Annotated in this window: 3 protein-coding genes; all 3 read left to right on the top strand. The window is 59.3% G+C overall.

Annotation, left to right across the window (positions count from 1 at the left end; genetic code table 11):
• Nucleotides 1-80: 80 nt before the first annotated feature.
• The 3 genes from tnpA to tnpC are packed head-to-tail and all read left to right on the top strand — an operon-like array spanning nucleotide 81 to nucleotide 2521.
• On the top strand, nucleotides 81-542 hold the full coding sequence (tnpA, locus tag AQZ52_RS17965; protein WP_067914519.1) for an IS66-like element accessory protein TnpA: 462 nt from the start codon (nucleotides 81-83) through the stop codon (nucleotides 540-542).
• The gene (tnpB, locus tag AQZ52_RS17960) at nucleotides 523-876 is read left to right on the top strand and encodes an IS66 family insertion sequence element accessory protein TnpB (RefSeq protein ID WP_067914518.1); all 354 of its coding nucleotides are present in this window, start codon (nucleotides 523-525) and stop codon (nucleotides 874-876) included. Before tnpA ends, tnpB begins: the two co-directional genes overlap by 20 nt.
• Before the next feature lie 40 nt (nucleotides 877-916).
• On the top strand, nucleotides 917-2521 hold the full coding sequence (gene tnpC, locus AQZ52_RS17955) for an IS66 family transposase (protein WP_067914515.1): 1605 nt from the start codon (nucleotides 917-919) through the stop codon (nucleotides 2519-2521).
• The last annotated feature ends 111 nt before the right edge of the window (nucleotides 2522-2632 follow it).

Genomic DNA, 2632 nt, shown 5'->3' with positions numbered 1-2632 from the left:
TAAGCGCGAATTTCGGCGCACCTATTCAGGTGTGCGTGGTGTTGAGATGAAGGTGTCCACCAGCATGGAGGTGGACACTTATGGCGATGACGCGGATCGGTCCGCATGGTTTGGCGACAATGAGCGTGAGGCGCGATGGTCGTCGCTGCTACGAACCGGCTAGCAAGGCGCGCTTGATCGAGGCGTGTCTTCGGCCTGGAGTATCGCTTGCGGGGCTGGCGCTGCAGCACGGGGTCAATGCCAATCTGTTGCACAAATGGGTTGCGAAGCGTCGACAGCGTCAACTCGAGATCGAACTGCCCGGCGCTAGCCTGTCGCAGTTGCCGGCACCGGGCGCATTTGTCCGTGTTGAACCGTCCCCAATATCCAAGTCGCAGTGCGCCGGATCGGTGACGTTTCAACCGGGGCAGACGTTGGTCCCGGCAAGGTTGCAGGCGACGATGCCCAATGGGGTGACGTTGTTGCTCGATGGGGGCGATCCGCAGCTGCTGTCAGTCATGATTGACGCATTGGGGCGCTGCGATGTTTCGTCTGTCGGCTGATATCTGCGTCTATCTGCACCGCGATCCGATCGACTTCAGGTGTGGGATCAACAGCCTTGCGATTTTGGTCGAGCAATCGATGGGGCTCAATCCGATGGCCCGCGCGATCTACGCATTTTGCAATCGCGGCCGCAATCGGGTGAAGCTTTTGCTTTACGATCGCTCGGGATTTTTGCTGGTCCTGAAGCGTCTTGAGGAGGATCGGTTTTTCTGGCCGAGGGGACACGAGGCGGTGCTGACGCTGACAACGGAGCAGTTGCACTGGTTGCTGGACGGCATCGATCTTGCTGCGGTGCGTCGCCATCCAGAGCGTTTTTATCGCAGTATGGGCTGAACCACTTGACGAAGAATCGCAATGTCGATTCAGAGTCCCGATGCGACGCGCGCCGCCAACGCTGGATCTGGAAAAGGTGATTTCTGCCCAGGCGGCCGAGAACGCGGCGCTGAAAGCCCAAGTTCAAAATCTGGGGCTGGTGATTGTCGCGCTTGAGGAAGAATTGCGTCTTGAGCGGGCACGTCGCTATGCGCCGCGCAGTGAAAAGACGAAGAACCGCATCTTCAACGAAGCCGAGCAGGCTGCCGCAGAAGAGGCCCAGGGCATTGATGGGGAAGCGGCCGCGGCCCAAGTTCCGGATACGGATCTTCCGGCAGGCGAGAAGCCCGAGCCTAAAAAGCGCGGCCGCAAGCCGCTTCCAGCTGGTCTGCCTCGCGTGCGCATCGAATATGACCTCCCCGAAGATCAGAAGTCCTGTCCGTGCTGCAGCAATGCGATGCACCAGATGGGGGAGAACCTTACCGAGCAGTTGCACATCGAGATCAAGGCCACGGTGCTTCAAAATGCGCGGTTCAAATATGCGTGCCGTCACTGTGAGCGTAACGGGATCAACACGCCGGTCGTGATCGCGCCGATGCCGGCGCAACCCTTGCCGGGCAGCGTCGCCACGGCGTCGACCCTGGCTCTGGTTCTTGCCAGCAAATTTGTCGATGGCATGCCGCTGTACCGGCTGTCGCAATCACTGGAGCGCGCCGACGTCAGCATCAGCCGCGGTACGCTGGGCAACTGGGTTATCAACTCGAGCGAACTGCACCTTGAACGGATCTATGACGGCTTGAAGGAAAAGCTGAAGGGTCAGGACCTGGTCCATGGCGATGAAACCTGGGTGCAGGTTCTGAAGGAGAAGGGCCGCAACGCTCAGACCAAATCCTACATGTGGGGCTATCGCAGTGCCGCCGGCAGCCACGAACCGATCGTGCTGTTCGATTACCAGACAGGTCGCGGGCAGCAATATCCGCAAGCTTTTCTGGCGGGGTACAACGGCCTGTTGATGACCGATGGTTATGATGCATGGCGCACGCTGGAGAGTGCCACCCATCTGGGTTGCATGGCCCATGCGCGCAGGAAATTTACCGACGCACTCAAGGGCAGGAAGAAGCCCGGTGGCCCATCGGTCGAAGCGCTGAAATTCTTTGAAGCCCTGTATGAGGTCGAGAGACTGGCAGGCCAGGCGCTGCCCGAGGGTGAGACACGCGAGCAGTACACCCTACGGTTGCGCCAACAGCACAGCGTACCGGTGTTGACTGCATTCAAGGAATGGCTCGACGAGCAAGCCCCGCAGGTCCTGCCAAAAAGCTTGACCGGTGAGGCGATCGGCTATGCACGCAACCAATGGGAATATCTGATCCGCTATGCCAGCAATGGGCACGCGCCGATCGATAACAACCTGCTCGAACGCGACATAAGGGTCTTTGTAACGGGCAGAAAAAACTGGCTATTCAGCGATACAACTGCCGGCGCCAAGGCAAGCGCCACCATCTACAGCCTCATGCTTACATGCAGGGCGTGCGGTGTTGATCCGCACGACTGGCTAGCCCATGTCCTCGCTGAGTTGCCCCAACGCGGACCAGAGGCCGACATCGAGGATCTGTTCCCGTTCAACTTCGTAGCCAAAGACCCGCCGCCAGACCAAAACACGAACTGATCTGGCAAGTCCGCGCCGCGTGCCGCGTAGACTACGGCCAATCTCAATCGCTCCAGATGCACACTACCGCCCCGCGGCAGTTGGCGAGGTGCATAGAAATTAGCGCTTACG

This window comes from Novosphingobium fuchskuhlense (genome assembly GCF_001519075.1).
Lineage (GTDB): Bacteria > Pseudomonadota > Alphaproteobacteria > Sphingomonadales > Sphingomonadaceae > Novosphingobium > Novosphingobium fuchskuhlense.
This window is presented reverse-complemented; position numbering and strand designations above follow the sequence as displayed.